The following is a 20,016-nucleotide window of genomic DNA, read 5'->3' as shown; positions in this document are numbered from 1 at the left end:
GGAACGATGCGTAAGCAGATCATGCCTATCGCAAGCCTTGGTCTTGCCGCAGCCATTGCCGGCTGCAACACCACGGACGCCCTAATCCCGCAAGTGGACGTGGGCGGAGGAACCTTCCGCTCACCGCCGGTGACGCAGTCCGATCTCGAGGCCATGTCCACGCAGACCGCCGTGATGCCGGTGGAAAGCGTACCGCCAAGCCGCACCGCCGCCTTCTCGGCGCAGCCGAACATTTCCGGCCCGCCGACGCAATACGCGACGAACCACACCGCTTACACGGACCCCGCCGGCACCCTCGAAGGCCAGGCGAACCGCCTGGCCGAGGGCGCCGCACCGGTGCAGACCATGCAGCCCCAGCCGCCGCAGGCAGAAAATCCGTCGCCGCAGGCAGAAAATCCTGCGCCGCAGGCAGAAAGTCAGCCGGCGCAGGCAGAAAGTGTCACGCCGCCGGAGGAAGAAAGCGTACAGCAGCCGGCGCAGCCTGACGTCGCGAGCGCACCGGAAGAGACGAAACAAGCCGCCGCTTCGCCGGCTCCGGCGGTGACGGGCGCCGGCGGCATCCGCTTCCTGCCGATCATCGGCGCTCCGGTTCAGGCCGTCACGCCCCTCTCGAAGCAGCTCGGCGCCTCGGCTCGGGCGCAGGGGCTCACCATCAAGAGCTCCACCGACGCCACCAGCGACCACATCCTCAAGGGCTATTTCTCGGCGCTCAACGACGGCGGCAAGACGACCGTCGTCTATGTCTGGGACATTCTGGACGGCAGCGGCAACCGCCTGCACCGCATCCAGGGACAGGACACGGTGGAAAGCAGCGCTGCCGAACCCTGGGGCGCCATTCCGCCCCAAACAATGCAGGCGATCGCCAGCAAGACGATCGACGCTTATCTCGAATGGCGCCGTTCCCAGCGCGGTTGACGCAAAGTTTTTAGGATAATAGGCGCTGCGGCGCAGCAATCCCCTTGCATTCACCTTCAAGGACGCTAAAAAGCGGCCGATCAGCTCTGACAGCGGCCATCGCAGCGATTGCCCGCGATCGGAATGGCTCAGGGAATCTGCGCGGACAATTCTGCCCCCGGACCGGACGGTGGCCGCGCCAGCTCAAGGCGGACCGTCTATGAAGGTTTTCGCAGGCAATTCGAACCGGCTGCTGGCCGAAGCGATCTGCAACTATCTCAACCTGCCGCTCGGCAAAGCCACGGTACGGCGCTTCGCCGATCAGGAAATCTTCGTCGAGATCGGCGAAAACGTGCGCGGCGAGGATGTGTTCATCGTCCAGTCGACGTCCTTCCCCACCAACGATCATCTGATGGAACTGCTCATCATGATCGATGCGGTCCGCCGCTCCTCCGCCCGCCGCATCACCGCCGTGCTTCCCTATTTCGGCTATGCCCGGCAGGACCGCAAACCCGGCCCACGCACGCCGATCTCGGCCAAGCTGGTCGCCAATCTCATTACCAGAGCCGGGGCCGACCGCGTCCTCACCCTCGATCTCCACGCCGGCCAGATCCAGGGCTTCTTCGATATCCCGACCGACAATCTCTATGCGGTTCCGATCCTGGCGCGCGACGTCAAGGAGCACTACGACCTCAGGAACGTCACGGTCGTCTCGCCGGACGTCGGCGGCGTCGTGCGTGCCCGGGCGCTGGCCAAGCGGCTCGACTGTCTGCTGGCGATCGTCGACAAGCGTCGCGATCGCCCCGGTGAATCGGAGGTCATGAACGTCATCGGTGATGTCCACGGCAAGGACTGCATCCTGATCGACGACATCGTCGATTCCGGCGGCACGCTCTGCAATGCCGCCGAAGCGCTGCTCAAGAACGGCGCCACCAGCGTCACCGCCTATATCACCCACGGCGTCCTCTCGGGCGGCGCGGTCGCCCGCGTCACGTCCTCGATGCTGAAGGAACTGGTGATCACCGATTCCATTCAGCCGACCACAGCCGTGCAATCGGCACATAATGTCCGCGTGATCTCGACCGCCGGCCTGATCGGCGAAGCCATCAGCCGCACCAGCCAGGAAGAATCGGTTTCGAGCCTCTTCGACTGAGGTCTCCGGATCGACCCAACGGTCTTTCGACCATTGGCGCTGGGCGCTTTTGCGCGGCCGGCCAGTTATCTTTTTACGTCTAGCATATATGAGGCAGCTTCGCCGGCAGGCATCGCATCTTTCGAATAGGTGAAGGTGCCGTACTCCTTGACCTCCCGTGCCGCACGCAGAAGCCCGCCCAGGGCTGCCCGTGCGAAGGAGCCGCCGACGCTGATACGCTTCACGCCCGCCTCCTGCAGCTCCTGGACCGTGAAAATCTGCCCGGTCAGGCCCATGACGACGTTGACCGGCCGATTGACGGACGAGCAGACCGTTCGGATCGCCTCGAGACTTGGCAGCCCCGGGGCGTAGAGAACATCCGCACCAGCCTCTTCGAATGCAGCAAGGCGTCGGATCGTATCGTCCAGATCAGGTCGCCCATGCAGGAAGTTCTCGGCCCGGGCGGTCAGGATGAAAGGGTGCTTACGAGCCTCTTCAGCAGCGGCAGCAATTCGTTCCACGGCCAAGCTAAACTCGAAAATCGGGTCGCTTGGATTACCGGTGGCATCTTCAATCGAACCACCGACGAGACCGACCCCCGCCGCCATCGAAACCGTCACGGAACAGCACTGCGGATCGGCGCCAAAACCGTCCTCCAAGTCGGCCGAAACAGGTAGATCGGTCGCTTCGACGATATCTCCGGCATTCTGCAGGATTGCATCGCGCGAAAGAGCCGCCGCCGAATCCCTCCGCCCGACGGAGAAGGCAAAGCCGGCGCTCGTCGTGGCCAATGCCTCGAACCCAAGTGCCGTGAGGATGCGCGCAGAGCCGGCATCCCAGGGATTGGGAATAACGAAAGCACCCGGACGGTCATGCAATGCACGGAATGCTTGATGCTTGCTCGCCTGGTTCGTCATGTGTCACCTCCGCTGTGAGGAGAGAGATAGCACTTATCGAACAAAAGAGGAACACGGCAAGTTCAGCAGATCAACCCCGGGTCGCCACGGCACAAGCCTCGCCGCCGCCGAAGAGGCGCGACCGCGTGAGGAAGCGTTTCTCGCGGCCGTTGTCGAGCGAGAACATGCCGCCCCTGCCCGGCACCACGTCGATGATCAATTGGGTGTGCTTCCAAACCTCGTACTGGCTGGCGCTGATATAGACCCGCACGCCGTCGATCTCCCCAAGCTTCACATCGTTGTCGCCGACCATATAGTCGTCGGCCGGGTAGCACATCGGCGAAGAGCCGTCGCAGCAGCCGCCCGACTGGTGAAACAGGATATCCGGATGATTGCGCCGGATTTCGCGGATGAGATCAATCGCCGCGTCCGTCGCGCGCACGCGCGGCTCGCCATTTGTTTCCGTCATCATCCCTTCCTTCCTAAACGCGGCCGCTCCCGATGGAACACCGGGAGCTGCCGGGAGGATCACCGGCACGAGCGGGATGAGGAAAAGTATGAGCGGTCTTCGCCCGCATCCCGCCCAACTTTTTAGAAAGGGCCGGGATCAGAAGAAGCCGAGCGCCTTCGGGCTGTAGCTCACCAGCATGTTCTTGGTCTGCTGGTAGTGGTCGAGCATCATCTTGTGCGTCTCGCGGCCGATGCCCGACTGCTTGTAACCGCCGAAGGCGGCATGCGCCGGATAGGCATGGTAGCAATTGGTCCAGACGCGGCCGGCCTGGATCTCGCGGCCGAAGCGGTAGCAGCGATTGGCGTCGCGGCTCCACATGCCGGCTCCGAGACCGTAGAGCGTGTCGTTGGCGATCGCGAGCGCCTCGTCCTCGGTCTTGAAGGTTGTTACCGACACGACCGGACCGAAGATCTCCTCCTGGAAGATGCGCATTTTGTTATGCCCGCGGAATACCGTTGGCTTGACATAATAGCCACCGGAGAGATCGCCCTCGAGCACGTTGCGCTCGCCGCCGGTCAGGACCTCGGCGCCCTCCTGCTTGCCAATGTCGATATAGGAGAGGATCTTCTCCAGCTGTTCGCCCGACGCCTGGGCGCCGATCATCGTCGCCGGGTCGAGCGGATTGCCCTGCCGGATCGCCTCGACCCGCTTCAGCGCCCGCTCCATGAAACGGTCGTAGATGCTTTCCTGGACCAGCGCCCGGCTCGGGCAGGTGCAGACCTCGCCCTGGTTAAGCGCAAACATGGCGAAGCCTTCCAGCGCCTTGTCGAAATAGTCGTCGTCCTCGTTGAGCACGTCGGCGAAGAAGATGTTCGGCGACTTGCCGCCGAGCTCGAGCGTCACGGGGATGAGGTTCTGGCTGGCATATTGCATGATCAGTCGCCCCGTCGTCGTCTCGCCGGTAAAAGCGATCTTGGCGATGCGCGGGCTGGTCGCCAGCGGCTTGCCCGCCTCGAGCCCGAAGCCGTTGACGATGTTGAGCACGCCCGGCGGCAACAGGTCGGCGATCAATTCGGCAAGTATGAGGATCGAGGCCGGCGTCTGCTCGGCCGGCTTCAAGACGACGCAGTTGCCGGCCGCAAGCGCCGGCGCCACCTTCCAGGCGGCCATCAGGATCGGGAAATTCCAGGGAATGATCTGGCCGACGACACCGAGCGGTTCATGGAAATGATAGGCGACCGTATCGTGGTCGATCTCGCCGATCGAGCCTTCCTGCGCCCGAATGCAGGCGGCGAAGTAGCGGAAATGGTCGATCGCCAACGGAATGTCGGCGGCCATGGTTTCGCGGATCGGCTTGCCGTTGTCCCAGGTCTCGGCCCGCGCCAGAAGCTCGAGATTGTCCTCCATCCGCGCAGCGATTTTCATCAAGATGTTGGAGCGCTCGGTTGTCGAGGTCCGGCCCCACTTCTCCTTGGCCGCATGGGCGGCATCGAGCGCGAGCTCGACATCGGCGGCATCCGAACGGGTAACCTGGCAGAGCGAACCGCCGGTGACAGGCGTGGTATTGTCGAAATAGCGGCCGGCGACCGGCTCGCGCCACTCACCGCCGATGAAATTTCCATACTTGTGCTTGAACGGGTTCTCGAGAATCTTCTGATGCAGCATGGCTTCCTCCCTTGGAAAAAACAGCACTCCGATCTGCTGTGGAAGGAAGAGTGAAGCCGGCTGCAGATTTTCGGTAGTGCGCCGCAGCAGCCGGCAATGCCATTTGTTTCAGAATTGAGACAGGTCGACGTTGCCTGTCGTGCTGCAGCGCAGCAATGACTCAAAAAGTCAATTAAGCGAAAGCCGCTTCATCTTGCGGTAGAGTGTTGCGCGGCTGATACCTAGGAGGTCGGCGGCCATCGACACATTGCCGTTGGCGCGCGACAGCACGCGGCGCAGTGCCGCTCTTTCGGCATCCGGCAATTCGGCTCCGTCCCCGGGAACGCCCTCCTGGAGCAGGTCGGAGGCGGGAATGCCGGCTGCAATGCGCTTGTCGTCAAGCCCGAGCCACTGCCGGGCTGCCCGCGTCGCGCCGAGCACGAGATCGTCGCGGTCGACGGCAAGCAGAGCCGGCCCTTGGCGATCCGCCGGCACGAGCACGATCCGCGCCTCCGCAAAGGCGCGGCGGAAGAGGTTTGCCTCGATACGGGCGGCCGCATCGCGCACCGCTTGCGAGAGGATCGCGAGCGTCGCCTCGGAAGCGTCGTCACGGCAGGTGGAGATGTCGAGCGCGGCGGCAAGGCGCCCCGCTTCGTCGCGAATCGGCGCTGTCGCGCAGCTCAAGCCGATATTGCGGCTCAAGAAATGCTGGTCGCGATGGATCACGACGGGGCGATCGTCGGCGATCGCCGTGCCGATGCCGTTGGTTCCGACGCTCGCCTCGCTCCACACGGTGCCCGACCAAAGTCCGACGCCACGAAAATCCGCATCGTCCCCACCTGCCCCGCGCCGCTCGAGCGCAATCCCTTTCTCGTCGGTAAGCAACAGGCAGCATCCAGCCTTGACGATGACGGCGAACAGCCGGTCGAGTTCGCCGACGGCTTCCGCAATCAGCACTCCGGAGCGTTCGCGCGCCTGCCGAAAATCGCCATCCGCAAGGCGCCATGGCAAACGCGCCTCCTCGGGGGCAAGACCGTGCAGGGTCATGCAGCGCCGCCACGAGGCGGCGACCGGCGAGCTGACGGCTGCCGACGACTGTTGCGCGGTCCTGTAGACGTGCTCGGTATGGTCCCGGACTGCAGGCATTCGCTCCCTCCCTGAAAGCGTCCTCCGGCGGTAGGTCGCCTGCACCTATCCCCCGGTTCGGTCCAGCCGCGTCGGCCGCCACTATAGGCTGGGACTGCGCGGCCGGTCCAGCCAGACGAAGGTCGTGCAACACGATCCTTCGTCGCTGCGTCGGGCGGCGGTATCGACACGGCCGCCGATATGCTACGCCGTCGGCCAGCCAGTTCCCGCGACTCGCCATCAACACCCGCCCGCAACACCCGGTTGTCCGCCATGCTTCGTGATTTTTCCGTGCAAAGCCTCTTCATGGGCGTGCTGATCGCCTTCGTCGGCTTCGCCAGCTCCTTCGCCGTCATTCTGCATGGCCTCGCCGGCGTCGGGGCGACGGCGGCCCAGGCGGCCTCTGGCCTGACGGCTCTGTCGATTTCCATGGGCGTCTGCGCGATCCTCATCAGCATCGCCACGCGGCTTCCCGTCAGCATCGCCTGGTCGACGCCCGGTGCGGCGCTGCTGGCGACATCAGGAACCGTCGAGGGTGGCTTCAACGCCGCCGTCGGCGCCTTTCTGGTTTGCGGCCTGCTGATCGTCATCGCCGGCCTGTGGAAGTCGCTCGGTCGGATGGTGTCTTCCATTCCTCCGGCTCTGGCGAACGCAATGCTCGCCGGCGTGCTCTTGAGCCTCTGCTTCGCGCCGGTGAAGGCGATCGCCTTCAATCCGCTCTTCGGCCTGCCGATCGTCGCCGCCTGGGCGATCGTCGGCAGCCTCAACAAGCTTTATGCCGTGCCGGCCGCGCTTCTCGCCTTCGTGCTGGTGATCGCCTTCGGCGTCCAAATGCCGGACAACGCCTTTGCGCAACTCTCCTCCGCTCTCGTCCCAAAGGCCGAATTCGTTCCGCCGATCTTCAATGCCGCGGCGATGATCAGCATCGCCCTGCCGCTCTTCATCGTGACCATGGCCTCGCAGAATATTCCCGGCATCGCCGTGCTGAAGGTCAACGACTATCACCCGAATCCCGGCCCGCTCTTTGCGACGACCGGCCTCTTTTCCCTGTTCAGCGCACCGTTCGGCGGCCACGCCGTCAATCTGGCGGCGATCACCGCGGCCATGTGCGCCGGCCCCGATGCCCATCCAAACCGCAACCGCCGTTACTGGTCGGCGATCATCGCCGGCATAGCCTATATTGCCTTCGGCCTGCTCGCCGGCGCCGTCACCACCTTTGTCAGCCTGGCGCCGCCGGTGCTGATCGAAGCCGTTGCCGGGCTGGCGCTCATCGGCGCCTTATCGAGTTCGGCCGTGGCGGCCTTCACGGAAGCTCAGACGCGCGAGGCCGCCGCCATCACTTTCCTCGTCACCGCGTCGGGCGTCAGTTTTGCCGGCGTCTCCGGCGCCTTCTGGGGGTTGATCGCCGGCGGCCTCATGTTGGCGCTCGCGCGTTTTTCCCGGCGGAAAAGCTAAGAGGCGCCCGGCGCCTTGCATTTCGACCGGTTCTCCGCTAAGGACCCGGCGTCCGCGCAGACACCCTTGGAGGCAACGCGGATGAAGCTGCCTTGCGGCTTCAGGTTTTTCCGCTTTGACGGACGAACTCTCCAAATAACCAGAAAGGTCTATCCATGAGCCAGAGTTACGAGCTCAAGGCCGAGACGCGCGAACGGGTTGGTAAGGGGTCCTCCCGTGAACTTCGCCGCAACGGTCTTATCCCTGCTGTCATCTACGGTGACAAGCAAGCCCCGCTTTCCATTGTGCTTTCCACCAAGGAAGTGACGATGAAGATCCACGCCGGCGGTTTCATGACCACCGTCGCGACGATCGACGTCAATGGCGAGAAGATCCGCGTCCTGCCGAAGGACTACCAGTTGGATCCGGTTCGTGATTTCACCATGCATGTCGACTTCCTGCGCGTCTCGAAGGGCAGCCAGGTGTCGGTCCAGGTTCCGGTCCACTTCGAAAACGAAGAGAAGTCCCCGGGCCTGAAGCAGGGCGGCACGCTGAACATCGTTCGCCATGAAGTCGAACTGAACGTTTCCGCCGACAACATTCCGGAGTTCCTGACCGTCGATCTCAGCGGCCTCAAGATCGGCGACACGGTCCACATTTCGGACGTCAAGCTTCCGGCTGGTGCGACCCCGGTCATCGCCGATCGCGACTTCACGGTCGCCACGATCGCCGGCCGTGCGCAGGAAGTTGAAGTCGAAGAAGAAGAAGAAGCAGAGGGCGAAGCGGAAGCTTGATCCGCGACCGCCAGAGCGGCTGACGACCCATCCGGGCCGCAGCATTCGAGAAACCCGTCCCACTCTGGGGCGGGTTTTTTCATTCGTTGTGCACCGCACGCGGGCCGCGAGGGACGGTCACGCCTTGTGAAATCTCGGCGCGCAATTTCAGCAACATTTAAGATTTTGATGATGTTCTGCACGCGAGGGACAAAGCGTGGCAGTGCAAGAGATTTCAAATTTTGAGAGTGGTGACGGCCGCCGGCGGGAGCATGCGATGATGCACTCGGTGGAACGCCGGTTTATTGCGATCGTCTGCGGCGCAATGCTTGTATTCGTTGCGCCTTTGTTGGCGCTTTTCCTGGCCATATCCAGCGAGCGCGTTGCCCGGGAGCGCCTGCAGAACGTCGAGCTGCTTATGGAAGCAAGCGGTGAAGCGCTGGGCAAGCCGATCTGGGACTTCGATCAGGATGGCATAGAACGGATCGCTCTTTCGCTGATGAACGCCAGCGACATTCGCTCCGTGACGATCCGCGATACCGCCGGCAAAATCCTCGCTGAACTGCCTCCAGCAAGTCTCGATGCCGCCGTCGGCAAGTCCCTGGACACCGCCATCTCCTACGACAGCGTCAAGGGCCGCGTGCCCGTCGGATCGTTGAGGGTCGTCGTTCCGACGTCTGGCCTCCTGCTGCGTTTCAGCAAGGACGAGTGGACGATCCTCGGCATCCTTCTTTTTGCCGTCGCAACGGTCTTCGCGGCCGCACTGATCGGCAACCGCTTCATCGTGATCCGGCCGCTGATGCGGCTCACCGCTGCAGTCGAAGCGACCCGGCGCCTCGGATCACGCCATCGGGTCGATTGGAACTCGGACGATGAGATGGGCGCCTTGGCCGGCAACTTCAATGCGATGCAGGACCGGCTGGAGCGTGAGGAAAAGGAGTTGAAGAGCGCGCATGCCCGCGCGACGGAGACCTATAATCTGACGCCGGCCATGCTTTTCTCCCTCGATGCCGCAGGCCGCTTGACCGCGGTCAGCGACTATTGGCTGCTGGCGACCGGCTACGCCCGTGGCGAGGTCATCGGGCGAAGCTTCACCGATTTCATCGACCCTTCCTGGCACGAGGCCTACCACCTGCGCTCGAACGCAGCAGCGGCGGATGGTCACGATATCAGCGAATTGACCCTGCCATTCCGCAAGGCGGACGGCGAGTTCATGACCGTGCTCATTCTGGAAACGGAAACAAGCCGCGGCGAAATCTCGCTTTCGGTAATGACCGATGTCACGGCCTTGAAACAGGCCGAAAGCCGCAACCATGCCCAGGCGATCACCGACCACTTGACCGGGCTTCTGAACCGGCAGGGGTTCGAGAACGCGCTCGACGAAGCAATTCTGAGCGCCGACCAATGCGGCATTCAGATTGCGTGCCTGTTTATCGACCTCGACCGTTTCAAGTGGATCAACGACAATTTCGGCCACGCCGCCGGCGATGCGGTCTTGCGCCAGACGGTTGAGCGCATCCAGGCGGCGCTTCGGCCTGAAGATGTGATCGCGCGGCTCGGCGGCGACGAATTCGCCATTCTCGTTGCCGCAACCGACGTTGCCGCCTTGGCAAGCGAGATTGGCGAGAGCATTTGCGCGGCGCTGCACGAACCGATGCCGATTACCGGAAACGAGCTCCTCGTCAGCGCCAGTGTCGGCGTTTCGGTCTACCCGACCCACGCCTCGGGCGCCTCCGACCTGCTGCTCAAGGCCGACATGGCGATGTACGCCCGCAAACGCGACGGCAAGAACGGCCTGCAGATTTTCGATGCCGGCATGCTCGACGCGGCGCGCGAGCGCCATGAGATCGAACAATGCATCGAGGCCGGCCTGAAGGAAGACTGGTTCGAGGCGTGGCTGCAGCCGATCGTCAGCCTTGACGACGGTCAGATCGCCGGTTTCGAAGCGTTGATGCGCCTCAACCATCCGGAAAAAGGCCTAATGCCGCCGGGCAAGATCATCGGGATTGCCGAGGAGACCGGCACGATAGGCCGCATCGGCGACCGCGTCCTGGAAAAGGCGATCCGCCATCTCGCCGCCATCTCCCGATTGGACGGAACCCAGAGCACCTATCTCGCCGTCAACTTCTCGCCGTTGCAGTTCGAATTGACCCTGCCCCACAAGCTCGCCGCGCTCCTGCTCAAGCATCACATTCCGCCGCAGCGCATCGTCGTCGAGATCACCGAGGCGGTGCTGATGCTTGACAATCCGGAGGTCCATGCGGTCCTGAAGCAGTTGAACGAGTTCGGTTGCCGCATCGCCCTCGACGATTTCGGCACCGGCTATTCGTCGCTCAGCTACCTCAACCGCTTCCCGGTCGATATCGTCAAGGTCGATCAGTCCTTCACACGCTCCTTGAGCTCGGCAGCCACCGACGTCCGGCGCAAGAGCCGAATGCTGATCAAGGGCATTCGAACGATCTCCCACCAGATGGGCTGCACGGTCGTTGCCGAGGGCATCGAGACGAAGGAGCAGTGGCAACTCCTGCGCAAGCTCGGCGTGGATTATGGCCAGGGCTATCTCTTCAGCCGGCCGATGCCCATCGACGGTATGCTGACCATGCTGGAGAACGAATCCGAGGCCAAGACCAGCGCTCCGGCATGATGCGGAGAAAAGGAGACAAGGCGTGAAGCAACTGATCCTGGCATTCTTCCTTGGTCTTTCCACCGCCGCTCACGCCGAGACGATCCATTTCGTCACCGAGGAATACCCGCCCTACAATTTCTCGACCGACAGAGGCGCGAGCGGCGCCTCGGTCGACCAGGTCGCCCTGATCACGCAGGCCGTCAAACTCCCCTACGAGATCGAGGTCCTGCCTTGGGCACGCGCCTTTGCGCTTGCAGAAAGCGAGCCCTTCCATTGCGTTTTCACGACCGGCCATGATGCCGAGCGGGACAAGAACTTCAAATGGATCGAGCCCCTTCTCGTCGACCAATTGATCATGGTCCGCCGCAAGGATTCCGCCATCGAGCCGCGTTCGCTCGATGAGGCCAAACAGTTCATCGTCGGCACCCAGCGCGAGGACTTTTCCGCCAACTATCTGAAGGAGCATGGCTTTCAGAAGATCGACTATGCCGTCAGCCTCGACTCGACGCTGAAAAAGCTGATCGCCGGCCGCGTCGATCTGATGATGACCTCGGAAAAGACCTTCGAGTCGATGCGAGCCGACGGCAAGCCTATCGAGGCGGCGCTGGTGCTCGAAGGCAAGCAATACGGCATCGCCTGCCACAAGGACATGCCGGATGAGATCGTGGCCGGCTTGCAGACAGAGCTTGACCGCCTGATCGCACAGGGAGTCCAGGACCGGATTTTCGAACATTACGGCGTGCGCACCAACAGCGTAAAGCAGGCGGCCAATAGGGATTGACTTACCAGGGCGACGGTGTTTGGGGTTGGATGACACGTGAGCGTTCGCCCGAAAATGCATTAGGAGTTGGCCGCATGCTGATCATCGCGGGACTTGGCAATCCGGGGTCCAAATATGCCGGTAACCGCCACAATATCGGCTTCATGGCGGTCGATGCCATCCAGCAGCGCCAGGGTTTCTCCTCCTGGTCGAAGAAGTTCAAGGCGGAGATCGCCGAGGGCGAGGTCGCCGGCGAACGGGTTCTGCTGATCAAGCCGCAGACCTTCATGAACCTTTCCGGCGAGGCGGTCGGCGAAGCGATGCGCTTCTACAAGCTCGCGCCAAAGGACATCGTCGTCATCTATGACGAGCTGGATCTCCTCGCCGGCAAGGCGCGGATCAAGACCGGCGGCGGCCATGGCGGCCACAACGGCATCAAGTCGATCGACGCGCATTGCGGCAAGGAGTACCGCCGCATGCGCCTCGGAATCGGCCATCCGGGCGTCAAGGACCTGGTACATGCACATGTGCTCGGCGATTTCGCCAAGGCCGACCAGACCTGGCTATCGCCGCTGCTCGACACGATCGCCGAGAATGCCGGCATGCTGGTCAAGGGCGAGGATTCGCAGCTGATGAACAAGATCGCCCTTGCCACAGGCGGCAAGCCCGGCCCGGAATCGCCGCAGGCAGCGAAGAAGCAGGTGGCCCAATCCCATATCCACCAGGCCCGCAACGCCGCCCAGCCGAAGAAACTGCCGACGACCGGCCCGATGGCCGAGATGCTCAAAAAGATGTTCGGTTCCAAGGGGGACTGAGGGAGCCGATCGAGGCTCACTCTTCCGGCTCGGTCGTGAACATCAGGGGAAAGCCGGCTTCCTTGCCGAGGTCGGTCGCTTCCTTGGCTTTGGTCTCGGCGATATCCCGGGCGCAGACCACGACGATCGACGTGCCGAGCTTGTGAGCGGTCATCATCACCCGGTAACCGGCCTCCTCGCTCATCCGAAAGATGGCCTTCAACACCATCACCACGAAGTCGCGCGGCGTGTAGTCGTCGTTGACGAGTATGACCTTGTAGAGCCTCGGCCGCTCGAGCTTGGGCTTCACCTTCGTTTTTCGTTTTGGGGCGACTTCATTGTCACTCATCGGAAAATTCACCCGTTGATGACATGCGGTGGGTCGGAACCAATATCGCGCTTGCAGCATCGGCATTCAAGTCGAAAGCCGGCCGAGTTCCAGCCGAAGCGCGCGAAGAGCTTGACCGCTCCTCTCCTTTATCCCATAGCCACGCCCAAGAAATTCGAGAACGACAGGTTTAGGCCATGGGCTTCAAATGCGGTATCGTCGGACTGCCGAATGTCGGCAAGTCCACACTCTTCAACGCGCTGACCAAGACGGCGGCGGCGCAGGCGGCGAACTATCCCTTCTGCACGATCGAGCCGAACACCGGCGAGGTCGCGGTGCCGGACGCGCGGATGCGCAAGCTCGCCGACATCGCCAAGTCGAAGGAGATCATTCCGACCCGCATTTCCTTCGTCGACATTGCCGGGCTGGTGCGCGGCGCCTCCAAGGGCGAAGGCCTCGGCAATCAGTTCCTCGCCAATATTCGCGAGGTGGATGCCGTGGTGCACGTTCTGCGCTGCTTCGAGGACGACGACATCACCCATGTCGAGGGCCGCATCCATCCGGTCGAGGACTCCGAGACGATCGAGACCGAGCTGATGCTCGCCGATCTCGAGAGCCTCGAGCGGCGCACAGAACAGACGCGCAAGCGTGCGATCGGCAAGGACAAGGAGTCCATGGCGCAGCTTCCGATCATGGACGCCTCGCTGAAGCTCCTGCAGGAAGGCAAGCCGGTCCGCACTCTGCTGGCGAAGCTCGATGCCGAGGAACTTCGAATTCTTCAGGGGCTCAATCTTCTCACGGCCCACCCGGTTCTCTACGTCTGCAACGTCGCCGAATCTGACGCTGCAACGGGCAACGAGCACACCCGCGCCGTTGCCGAGATGGCAAAGGCCCAGGGCGCGGAAACCGTCGTTATTTCGGCGGCGATCGAATCCGAAGTGGCGCAACTGCCGGAAGAGGAGGCCAGGGAATTCCTCGCCGCCTTGGGTCTCGAAGAAGCCGGTCTCGACCGACTGATCCGCGCCGGCTACAAGCTGCTCGACCTCATCACCTATTTCACGGTCGGTCCCAAGGAGACGCGTGCCTGGACCATCCCGCGCGGCACCAAGGCGCCGCAGGCGGCCGGCGTCATCCACTCGGATTTCGAGCGCGGTTTCATCCGGGCGAACACCATCGCCTATGACGACTATATCGGCTATGGCGGCGAGAACGGCGCCAAGGAAGCCGGCAAGGCCCGCGACGAAGGCAAAGAGTATGTCGTCCAGGACGGCGACGTCATCCACTTCCGCTTCAACACCTGACATGCAAGGGATGCGGCTCTATCTATGCGCCGCATCGTTCCGCTGCCATGGAGGGCGCCATGCTCTACTTCGAGGATTTCACGCCGGGGCGTCGCTTCGACTATCGTCCGGTTGAAATGCAGGCTGCAGACATGATCGCCTTTGCCGGCGAGTTCGATCCGCAGCCGATGCATCTCGACGAGGAGGCGGGCAGCAGGAGCATCCTCGGTGGCCTTTCCGCCTCCGGCTGGCATACGAGCGCTATCGGCATGCGGATGATGATCGACGCCTTTCTCGGCAACTCGTCCTCGCAGGGCTCGCCCGGCATCGAATTCATGGACTGGAAGAAGCCGGTGCTGGCGGGAGATGTGCTTTCCGGCTTCAGCCTAGTACTGGAGTCGCGCCCGTCGAAATCGAAGCCCAGCGTCGGTTTCGTCAAGTTCCGCAATGAAATCCGCAATCAGAGTGGCGAACCGGTCGCGGTTTCCGAAGCTACGGTGATATTTCGACGCCGCGAGAGTGGATATCGGCCATGATGACGCTCGAGGAACTTTATCAGGCCGGCCGCAAGACCGTCGTCGGCAGCCTGGCATTCACGGCGGAGGACATCATCCGCTTCGCCCGCGATTTCGATCCGCAGCCCTTCCATCTCGACGAGGAGAAAGCCAGACACTCGCTTCTCGGCGGTCTTTGCGCCTCCGGCTGGCACACCAGCGCCGGCTGGATGAAGTGCTTCGTCCGCTTCTGGACCGATGAGGTCCGGCGCCTCGCAGCAGAAGGGCTGCACGCGCCGAGACTCGGGCCGGCTACCGGCTTCCGGGAGCTCAAGTGGCTGAAGCCGGTCTATGCCGGCGACACCGTCACCTATGCCGTCACGCTCCTCGAAGCCCGCGCCCTCGCCTCCCGCCCCGGCTGGCGCATCAACACGATCCTCTGCGAGGGCGAGAACCAGCACGGCGAGCCGGTGATCCGCTTCCAAAGCAAGGTCATCGAATTCACGTAAGGCGCGCGCCGAACGTCCGCACTCCTCTCCGATCAATGCCCCTCGAACTCGATCAGCGTGCGGACCTTGACGCCGAGCGCTTCGAGCTTCCTGCGCCCGCCAAGCTCCGGCAGGTCGATGATGAAGCAGGCGGCGACGATGTCGGCGCCCATCTGTTGCAGCAGCTTGGTGGCACCTTCGGCGGTTCCGCCGGTGGCGATCAGGTCGTCGACCAGGATCACCTTTTCGCCGGGCGTGATCGCGTCCCTGTGCATTTCCATCTCGTCCACGCCGTATTCCAGGCTGTAAGCGATCCTGACCGTGTCGTGCGGCAGCTTGCCCTTCTTGCGGATAGGCACGAAACCGGCGGAAAGCTGATGCGCGATCGCACCGCCCAGGATGAAGCCGCGCGCTTCGATGCCGGCGATCTTGTCAACCTTGGTTCCTGCGTAGGGATGGACAAGTTCATCGATCGCCCGGCGGAACGTTCTCGGATTGCCAAGCAGCGTCGTGATGTCGCGAAAAACGATGCCGGGCTTCGGGTAATCCGGAATGCTCCGGATGGCGGAAATCAGTTCCGATTGAACAGCGATCATGGTGTGGAAACGGCCTTTTGAAGTCTGGAGACGGCAAAGCCATAGCACCATCGAACCGCATGTTCACAGGAATTTCTTTGCGGAGCACCGGGCCGGAACAATTTGGCTCGGCCCTGGGTTGATGCTACGCTTAACCGTCGGCAGGTTCCGGCCGCGGCCCTGCTCAAGTGCAATGACGACCAGAGCGGGAGGAGAAAGCGTCGGCGGTCTTCCGCCCTTATCCCGCTCCACTTCCGCTGCATGTTCCTTAAACCATGCAGCAATTCAAAGTGGTACAGCGACCTTTGAGGAAGGAGGAACACCATGCGCCTATTCGAATGCGGTTCGCTTGTCCCGGGCTGCCCCTGGCACACCCGCGCCGACAACGACGCGGAAATCGTCCGTCGGGTGGTGGAGCACATGCGCGACACCCACGGCGAGACGGTGATCCGCGAGAACATGGTCGACAACATCAAGGCTCGGATCGTCGACGAAACCCAGGCGGCGTGACCGCCGGCGCGCCGCGCCCTCTTTCAGCCGGAACGCACCAGGGAATCGAGCCGGGCGACAAGCGTCGCCCGGTCGATATTGAAGTTGCGGTCGACCCAGAAATTTTCAAGCTCCGTCAGCAGTTCGCCGATCTTGGGGCCTGCAGGAACGCCCGCCTTCAGGACATCGACCCCGCTCAAAGGGAAGACCGGTCGCTGCCACTTCCCCGCCCGTGCCAACAGCCGCTGCAGGGCGGCAGTCTCGGCCAGGAAGGCCGGATCGGTTTCCGACTTGCGTCGAGCCGAAGCAACGGACAGCTTGAGGCGCGCGATGATGCCCTCTTCACCGTGGCGGTAGAGCTCGCGATCGAGCGCCGCGTCCGCGAAGGTGGCAGCAATGGCCGGCGCCTCGGCAAACCGGGCGAGAAAGGCCGCTTCCGCTTTCGAAAGACGCAGCCGCGCCGCCATCGCCGCAAGCCGCTCGGCATCGGGCGGAACGATGGCCGCGAGCCTCAAGAGCGGCTCAGGCGTCCACGCGAACATCTTCTCGGCGGCAATCAGTCCCGGAATGGCATCGATGCCCCATTTCTCGGTTTCAGGCAGGACTTCACCGAGCACGCCTGACTGGCGCATCCAGAGAAGGGCGCGACCCGGATCCTCGGCTTTAAGCAGTTTCTTCATCTCGCCCCAGACGCGCTCGGCCGACAGCGTTGAGAGCATTGTGCGCGCCTGAGCGCAGGCTTTGAGCCCCTCCGCATCCGGTCTGCCCTGGCCATAGTGGGCGAAGAAGCGGAAGAAGCGCAGGATGCGCAGGTAATCTTCCTTGACCCGTTCGGCAGCGCTGCCGATGAAGCGCAGCGTCCGGCTGACTATGTCGGGCAGACCACCGACATAGTCGAAGATCTCGCCTTCTGCGTCGGCATAGAGGGCGTTGATCGTGAAGTCGCGGCGTTCCGCATCCGCTTTCCAGTCGATGCCGAAAGCAACCTCGGCGCGGCGGCCGTCGGTCGCCACATCGCGGCGCAATGTCGTCACCTCATAGGGTGTCCCGTCGATCACCAGCGTGACGGTGCCGTGGTCGACGCCCGTCGGCACCACCTTGATACCGGCAGCCTTTGCCCGCTCCGCCACATCCTCCGGACGCCAGGTGGTCGCCAGATCGACGTCACCCGCCGGCAGGCCGAGGAGGCTGTTGCGAACGGCGCCACCGACGACCCGCACTTCGCCGCCGTCAGCATTCAACAGTTCGAAGACGCGGCGCAGCGAAGGCGTCTGGAACCAAGGCTCGGCGGCGATGGATGTCATGCATAAAGCCTTTCGTAGAGCATGCGGACGATACCGGCGGTGATCCCCCAGATGTGCCGCTCGCCATAGGGCATCCGGTAGAAATGCCGCTCTGCACCCTCCCAGTGGCGGCTTCCGCGCCCATGATTGCCGGGATCCATCAGGAAAGAGAGCGGCACCTCGAAGACGCTTTCGACCTCTTCGGGATTGGGCACGAGCTCGAAACCGGGCTGGACGACGGCAAGCACCGGCGTGATGCGGAAGCCGGACATCGCCATGTAATGCGGCAGCCGGCCGATCGTCTCGACGAAGCGCGGATCGAGACCAATCTCTTCCTGCGCTTCGCGGAGCGCCGCCACCTCGATGGAATGATCCTCCGGATCCACAGCTCCTCCCGGAAACGCCACCTGTCCGGAATGCTTGCGCAGATGCGAGGTGCGCTGGGTGAAAATCACGCTCGCATCGTCGCCGTCGTCGACCACCGGAACGAGCACCGCCGCATCCTTCAGATGCAGGGACTCGAGATAGGGAACCATGCCGGGGTTGAGGAGGAAGTCGCCGTGATCTCGCCAGGCGGTCTCGATCGGACCGCCCGTCTGCTTGAGCGCACGGCGGCGGAACTCGTCGGCGGAAAACGACGGCTGGCTCATCGCGACAGCGCTTCCAGTTCGGCCGCCGGCATGATCGGAAAGACGGCGCCCGCAGATCTGACGCAGAACATGTCGATGCCGTCGATCTCGACGGATTCGCCGAGTTCGACGATGTCGTACATGACCGGCCGGGAAACGAGCGCCTCAAGGCGCCCGCGCACATGCAGATAGGGCTTCAATTCGCGGTTGTCGCCATGAATGACGAAGCGCAGCGGATGCTCCGGCCCCGCCTCCACCACGTCGCCGACATTGGTCCGGAAAGTGAGCACGGTTTCGTCCTCCCTGGCCGTGACGTTCATCTCGACGGCGATGAACGGCGCATCGGCGATGCGGATGCCGACCTTTTCCACCGGCGTGACCAGATAGGTCCTGCCGTCGTCGTCCTTGCGCAGGACCGTGGAGAACAACCTCACCAGCGGCTGCCGGCCGATCGGCGTGCCCATGTAGAACCACGTTCCATCGCTACGGATTTCCATGTCGATGTCGCCGCAGAATGGCGGATTCCAGCGCTCGACCGGCGGCAGCCCTCTTGGTTCGCCGCCCGTCTGGCCGGCAGCGCGCGCGATCAGTGCGGCAAGCCCCGCCGCATCGCCCGTCTGATGAATCTTGGCTTCTGCCATTGTTCTGTCCCGTTTGGCCCCAATCTTGCCTCGGAAGCGTAGCGCGTCCAACAGACGTGCAGGATGTTCGTCACCGGTTACGAGCACCTTGACCGCACTTCGCGCTTCGCGGAGAAGCACCGGTATGCTTCAGGGCTTCTTGAAGCTCACGAGATAGTGCGTTGGCGGCGGCTTGTCAGCCGTCTGCCAGGGTCTAAATTGAAAAAAGGGAACCGACGCCGGGTAATGCCGAATCGGGTTCGACAGGCACGAGCGGGAGACAAGCGATGAGTGTGATGAAAAGCGCGGCGGAATCGGCCGACGAGAAGGCGATCGTCGCTGCCGCGGAAGCGGCTCTCGGCGAAATCGCCCTCATCCGCGCGGAGGTCGGCAAGGTCATCTTCGGCCAGGAGAGCGTCGTCGAGCAGACCCTGCTGGCGGTGCTTTCCGGCGGCCACGCCCTGCTCGTCGGCGTGCCCGGCCTCGCAAAGACCAAGCTCGTCGCCACGCTCGGTACCGTTCTTGGCCTCGCCAACAGCCGCATTCAGTTCACGCCCGACCTTATGCCCTCGGACATTCTCGGTTCGGAAGTGATGGACCAGGATGCTACGGGCCACCGCTCCTTCCGCTTCATCCCTGGTCCGATCTTTACCCAGCTCCTGATGGCCGACGAGATCAACCGGGCCTCGCCGCGCACCCAATCGGCGCTGCTGCAGGCCATGCAGGAGTATCACATCACCATTGCCGGCGCCCGCAAGGACCTGCCGCAGCCCTTCCACGTGCTGGCGACCCAGAACCCGCTCGAACAGGAGGGCACCTATCCGCTGCCCGAGGCCCAGCTTGACCGCTTCCTGATGCAGGTCGACGTCGGCTATCCGGAGCTCGCCGCCGAACGGCAGATCCTGTTGGAGACCACCGGTGTGACGGAGACTGAAGCCCGCCCGGTGATCAATGCCGAGCGCCTGCAACAGCTTCAGAACCTTATTCGTCAGATGCCGGTCGGCGAAAAGGTCGTCGATGCCATCCTGTCGCTCGTTCGCTCCGCCCGGCCGGGCAATGGCAACCCGGCCACCGACAAGAACGTCGCCTGGGGGCCGGGTCCGCGTGCCGGCCAGGCTCTGATGCTTTGTGCCCGGGCCCGTGCGCTCTATGACGGCCGGCTGGCGCCCTCGATCGACGATATCCTCGCGCTTGCCGAACCCGTGCTGCAGCACCGCATGGCGCTGACCTTCGCCGCCCGCGCCGAGGGCATGACGGTGCGGGATGTCATCGCCGAGCTGGTGAAGCGAGCCAAGGGATAA

The 20,016-nt window shown here is 63.1% G+C and carries 21 protein-coding genes; 12 read left to right on the top strand and 9 right to left on the bottom strand.

Annotation, left to right across the window (positions count from 1 at the left end; translation table 11 throughout):
• Positions 1-6 precede the first annotated feature (6 nt).
• Positions 7-915: a hypothetical protein gene (locus tag CO676_RS07090; protein WP_097520079.1), complete on the top strand. Its 909-nt coding sequence runs from the start codon at positions 7-9 to the stop codon at positions 913-915.
• Between the two features lie 199 nt (positions 916-1,114).
• Positions 1,115-2,047, top strand: coding sequence for a ribose-phosphate pyrophosphokinase (locus tag CO676_RS07085; protein WP_014765339.1), 933 nt, complete (start codon positions 1,115-1,117; stop codon positions 2,045-2,047).
• Positions 2,048-2,112: 65 nt separating this feature from the next.
• Here the strand turns inward: CO676_RS07085 and CO676_RS07080 are convergent, their stop codons facing one another.
• The 4 genes from CO676_RS07080 to CO676_RS07065 form a co-directional block, all read right to left on the bottom strand.
• The gene (locus CO676_RS07080; RefSeq protein ID WP_014765340.1) at positions 2,113-2,943 is read right to left on the bottom strand and encodes an oxaloacetate decarboxylase; all 831 of its coding nucleotides are present in this window, start codon (positions 2,941-2,943) and stop codon (positions 2,113-2,115) included.
• 70 nt (positions 2,944-3,013) lie between these two features.
• On the bottom strand, positions 3,014-3,391 hold the full coding sequence (locus CO676_RS07075; RefSeq protein ID WP_097520333.1) for a DUF779 domain-containing protein: 378 nt from the start codon (positions 3,389-3,391) through the stop codon (positions 3,014-3,016).
• A gap of 138 nt (positions 3,392-3,529) precedes the next feature.
• Positions 3,530-5,038: an aldehyde dehydrogenase gene (gene adh, locus CO676_RS07070; RefSeq protein ID WP_097520078.1), complete on the bottom strand. Its 1,509-nt coding sequence runs from the start codon at positions 5,036-5,038 to the stop codon at positions 3,530-3,532.
• Between the two features lie 168 nt (positions 5,039-5,206).
• Complete coding sequence (locus CO676_RS07065) at positions 5,207-6,163, bottom strand: GAF domain-containing protein (protein WP_097520077.1); 957 nt, start codon at positions 6,161-6,163, stop codon at positions 5,207-5,209.
• A gap of 252 nt (positions 6,164-6,415) precedes the next feature.
• On the opposite strand from CO676_RS07065, the gene CO676_RS07060 reads away from it, so the two are divergent.
• The 5 genes from CO676_RS07060 to pth all read left to right on the top strand — a co-directional run bounded on the left by CO676_RS07060 (position 6,416) and on the right by pth (position 12,550).
• A complete protein-coding gene (locus tag CO676_RS07060; RefSeq protein WP_041414554.1) occupies positions 6,416-7,597 on the top strand; it encodes a benzoate/H(+) symporter BenE family transporter in 1,182 nt (393 codons plus the stop codon).
• Between the two features lie 155 nt (positions 7,598-7,752).
• The gene (locus CO676_RS07055; protein WP_097520076.1) at positions 7,753-8,370 is read left to right on the top strand and encodes a 50S ribosomal protein L25/general stress protein Ctc; all 618 of its coding nucleotides are present in this window, start codon (positions 7,753-7,755) and stop codon (positions 8,368-8,370) included.
• 256 nt (positions 8,371-8,626) lie between these two features.
• Positions 8,627-10,993, top strand: coding sequence for an EAL domain-containing protein (locus tag CO676_RS07050; protein ID WP_097520075.1), 2,367 nt, complete (start codon positions 8,627-8,629; stop codon positions 10,991-10,993).
• 22 nt (positions 10,994-11,015) lie between these two features.
• The gene (locus tag CO676_RS07045; protein ID WP_014765347.1) at positions 11,016-11,756 is read left to right on the top strand and encodes a transporter substrate-binding domain-containing protein; all 741 of its coding nucleotides are present in this window, start codon (positions 11,016-11,018) and stop codon (positions 11,754-11,756) included.
• Positions 11,757-11,830: 74 nt separating this feature from the next.
• On the top strand, positions 11,831-12,550 hold the full coding sequence (pth, locus tag CO676_RS07040) for an aminoacyl-tRNA hydrolase (protein WP_097520074.1): 720 nt from the start codon (positions 11,831-11,833) through the stop codon (positions 12,548-12,550).
• A gap of 16 nt (positions 12,551-12,566) precedes the next feature.
• Here the strand turns inward: pth and clpS are convergent, their stop codons facing one another.
• On the bottom strand, positions 12,567-12,878 hold the full coding sequence (gene clpS, locus CO676_RS07035; protein WP_097520073.1) for an ATP-dependent Clp protease adapter ClpS: 312 nt from the start codon (positions 12,876-12,878) through the stop codon (positions 12,567-12,569).
• A gap of 176 nt (positions 12,879-13,054) precedes the next feature.
• On the opposite strand from clpS, the gene ychF reads away from it, so the two are divergent.
• From ychF to CO676_RS07020, 3 genes are read left to right on the top strand one after another with little or no spacing between them, the layout of a single operon-like run.
• Entirely contained in the window at positions 13,055-14,158 is a 1,104-nt protein-coding gene (gene ychF, locus CO676_RS07030) for a redox-regulated ATPase YchF (RefSeq protein ID WP_097520072.1), read from the top strand.
• A 59-nt stretch (positions 14,159-14,217) separates the two neighbouring features.
• Positions 14,218-14,673, top strand: a complete 456-nt coding sequence (locus CO676_RS07025) for a MaoC family dehydratase (protein ID WP_014765351.1) — start codon at positions 14,218-14,220, stop codon at positions 14,671-14,673.
• Entirely contained in the window at positions 14,670-15,140 is a 471-nt protein-coding gene (locus CO676_RS07020; RefSeq protein WP_097520071.1) for a MaoC family dehydratase, read from the top strand. Before CO676_RS07025 ends, CO676_RS07020 begins: the two co-directional genes overlap by 4 nt.
• Positions 15,141-15,172: 32 nt before the next feature.
• Here CO676_RS07020 and CO676_RS07015 read toward each other — a convergent pair whose 3' ends face one another.
• Complete coding sequence (locus tag CO676_RS07015) at positions 15,173-15,715, bottom strand: adenine phosphoribosyltransferase (protein ID WP_041414558.1); 543 nt, start codon at positions 15,713-15,715, stop codon at positions 15,173-15,175.
• Positions 15,716-16,018: 303 nt separating this feature from the next.
• Between CO676_RS07015 and CO676_RS07010 the strand changes: the two genes are divergently transcribed.
• Positions 16,019-16,204, top strand: coding sequence for a DUF1059 domain-containing protein (locus CO676_RS07010; RefSeq protein ID WP_012708848.1), 186 nt, complete (start codon positions 16,019-16,021; stop codon positions 16,202-16,204).
• Between the two features lie 23 nt (positions 16,205-16,227).
• On the opposite strand, the gene CO676_RS07005 is transcribed toward CO676_RS07010, so the two are convergent.
• The 3 genes from CO676_RS07005 to CO676_RS06995 are packed head-to-tail and all read right to left on the bottom strand — an operon-like array spanning position 16,228 to position 18,736.
• Entirely contained in the window at positions 16,228-17,487 is a 1,260-nt protein-coding gene (locus tag CO676_RS07005) for a CCA tRNA nucleotidyltransferase (protein ID WP_097520070.1), read from the bottom strand.
• The gene (locus tag CO676_RS07000; RefSeq protein ID WP_097520069.1) at positions 17,484-18,116 is read right to left on the bottom strand and encodes a CoA pyrophosphatase; all 633 of its coding nucleotides are present in this window, start codon (positions 18,114-18,116) and stop codon (positions 17,484-17,486) included. The genes CO676_RS07005 and CO676_RS07000 overlap by 4 nt, the downstream gene beginning before the upstream one ends.
• On the bottom strand, positions 18,113-18,736 hold the full coding sequence (locus tag CO676_RS06995; protein ID WP_014765356.1) for a DUF1285 domain-containing protein: 624 nt from the start codon (positions 18,734-18,736) through the stop codon (positions 18,113-18,115). Before CO676_RS06995 ends, CO676_RS07000 begins: the two co-directional genes overlap by 4 nt.
• 266 nt (positions 18,737-19,002) lie before the next feature.
• Between CO676_RS06995 and CO676_RS06990 the strand changes: the two genes are divergently transcribed.
• On the top strand, positions 19,003-20,016 hold the full coding sequence (locus tag CO676_RS06990; RefSeq protein ID WP_097520068.1) for a MoxR family ATPase: 1,014 nt from the start codon (positions 19,003-19,005) through the stop codon (positions 20,014-20,016).

Origin of the sequence: Sinorhizobium sp. BJ1 (assembly GCF_002531555.1) — a bacterium.
Taxonomy (GTDB): domain Bacteria; phylum Pseudomonadota; class Alphaproteobacteria; order Rhizobiales; family Rhizobiaceae; genus Sinorhizobium; species Sinorhizobium fredii_B.
This window is presented reverse-complemented; position numbering and strand designations above follow the sequence as displayed.

Bases quoted from the DNA above. Each gene is read 5' to 3' on its own strand.
- CO676_RS07005 (WP_097520070.1), bottom strand. From the start codon at position 17,487: ATGACATCCATCGCCGCCGAGCCTTGGTTCCAGACGCCTTCGCTGCGC.
- CO676_RS07055 (WP_097520076.1), top strand. From the start codon at position 7,753: ATGAGCCAGAGTTACGAGCTCAAGGCCGAGACGCGCGAACGGGTTGGT.
- CO676_RS07060 (WP_041414554.1), top strand. From the start codon at position 6,416: ATGCTTCGTGATTTTTCCGTGCAAAGCCTCTTCATGGGCGTGCTGATC.
- CO676_RS07015 (WP_041414558.1), bottom strand. From the start codon at position 15,715: ATGATCGCTGTTCAATCGGAACTGATTTCCGCCATCCGGAGCATTCCG.
- ychF (WP_097520072.1), top strand. From the start codon at position 13,055: ATGGGCTTCAAATGCGGTATCGTCGGACTGCCGAATGTCGGCAAGTCC.
- CO676_RS07020 (WP_097520071.1), top strand. From the start codon at position 14,670: ATGATGACGCTCGAGGAACTTTATCAGGCCGGCCGCAAGACCGTCGTC.
- CO676_RS07000 (WP_097520069.1), bottom strand. From the start codon at position 18,116: ATGAGCCAGCCGTCGTTTTCCGCCGACGAGTTCCGCCGCCGTGCGCTC.
- CO676_RS07080 (WP_014765340.1), bottom strand. From the start codon at position 2,943: ATGACGAACCAGGCGAGCAAGCATCAAGCATTCCGTGCATTGCATGAC.
- CO676_RS07085 (WP_014765339.1), top strand. From the start codon at position 1,115: ATGAAGGTTTTCGCAGGCAATTCGAACCGGCTGCTGGCCGAAGCGATC.
- CO676_RS06995 (WP_014765356.1), bottom strand. From the start codon at position 18,736: ATGGCAGAAGCCAAGATTCATCAGACGGGCGATGCGGCGGGGCTTGCC.
- CO676_RS07065 (WP_097520077.1), bottom strand. From the start codon at position 6,163: ATGCCTGCAGTCCGGGACCATACCGAGCACGTCTACAGGACCGCGCAA.
- CO676_RS07010 (WP_012708848.1), top strand. From the start codon at position 16,019: ATGCGCCTATTCGAATGCGGTTCGCTTGTCCCGGGCTGCCCCTGGCAC.
- CO676_RS07025 (WP_014765351.1), top strand. From the start codon at position 14,218: ATGCTCTACTTCGAGGATTTCACGCCGGGGCGTCGCTTCGACTATCGT.
- CO676_RS06990 (WP_097520068.1), top strand. From the start codon at position 19,003: ATGAGTGTGATGAAAAGCGCGGCGGAATCGGCCGACGAGAAGGCGATC.
- CO676_RS07090 (WP_097520079.1), top strand. From the start codon at position 7: ATGCGTAAGCAGATCATGCCTATCGCAAGCCTTGGTCTTGCCGCAGCC.
- pth (WP_097520074.1), top strand. From the start codon at position 11,831: ATGCTGATCATCGCGGGACTTGGCAATCCGGGGTCCAAATATGCCGGT.
- CO676_RS07075 (WP_097520333.1), bottom strand. From the start codon at position 3,391: ATGACGGAAACAAATGGCGAGCCGCGCGTGCGCGCGACGGACGCGGCG.
- CO676_RS07050 (WP_097520075.1), top strand. From the start codon at position 8,627: ATGATGCACTCGGTGGAACGCCGGTTTATTGCGATCGTCTGCGGCGCA.
- clpS (WP_097520073.1), bottom strand. From the start codon at position 12,878: ATGAGTGACAATGAAGTCGCCCCAAAACGAAAAACGAAGGTGAAGCCC.
- adh (WP_097520078.1), bottom strand. From the start codon at position 5,038: ATGCTGCATCAGAAGATTCTCGAGAACCCGTTCAAGCACAAGTATGGA.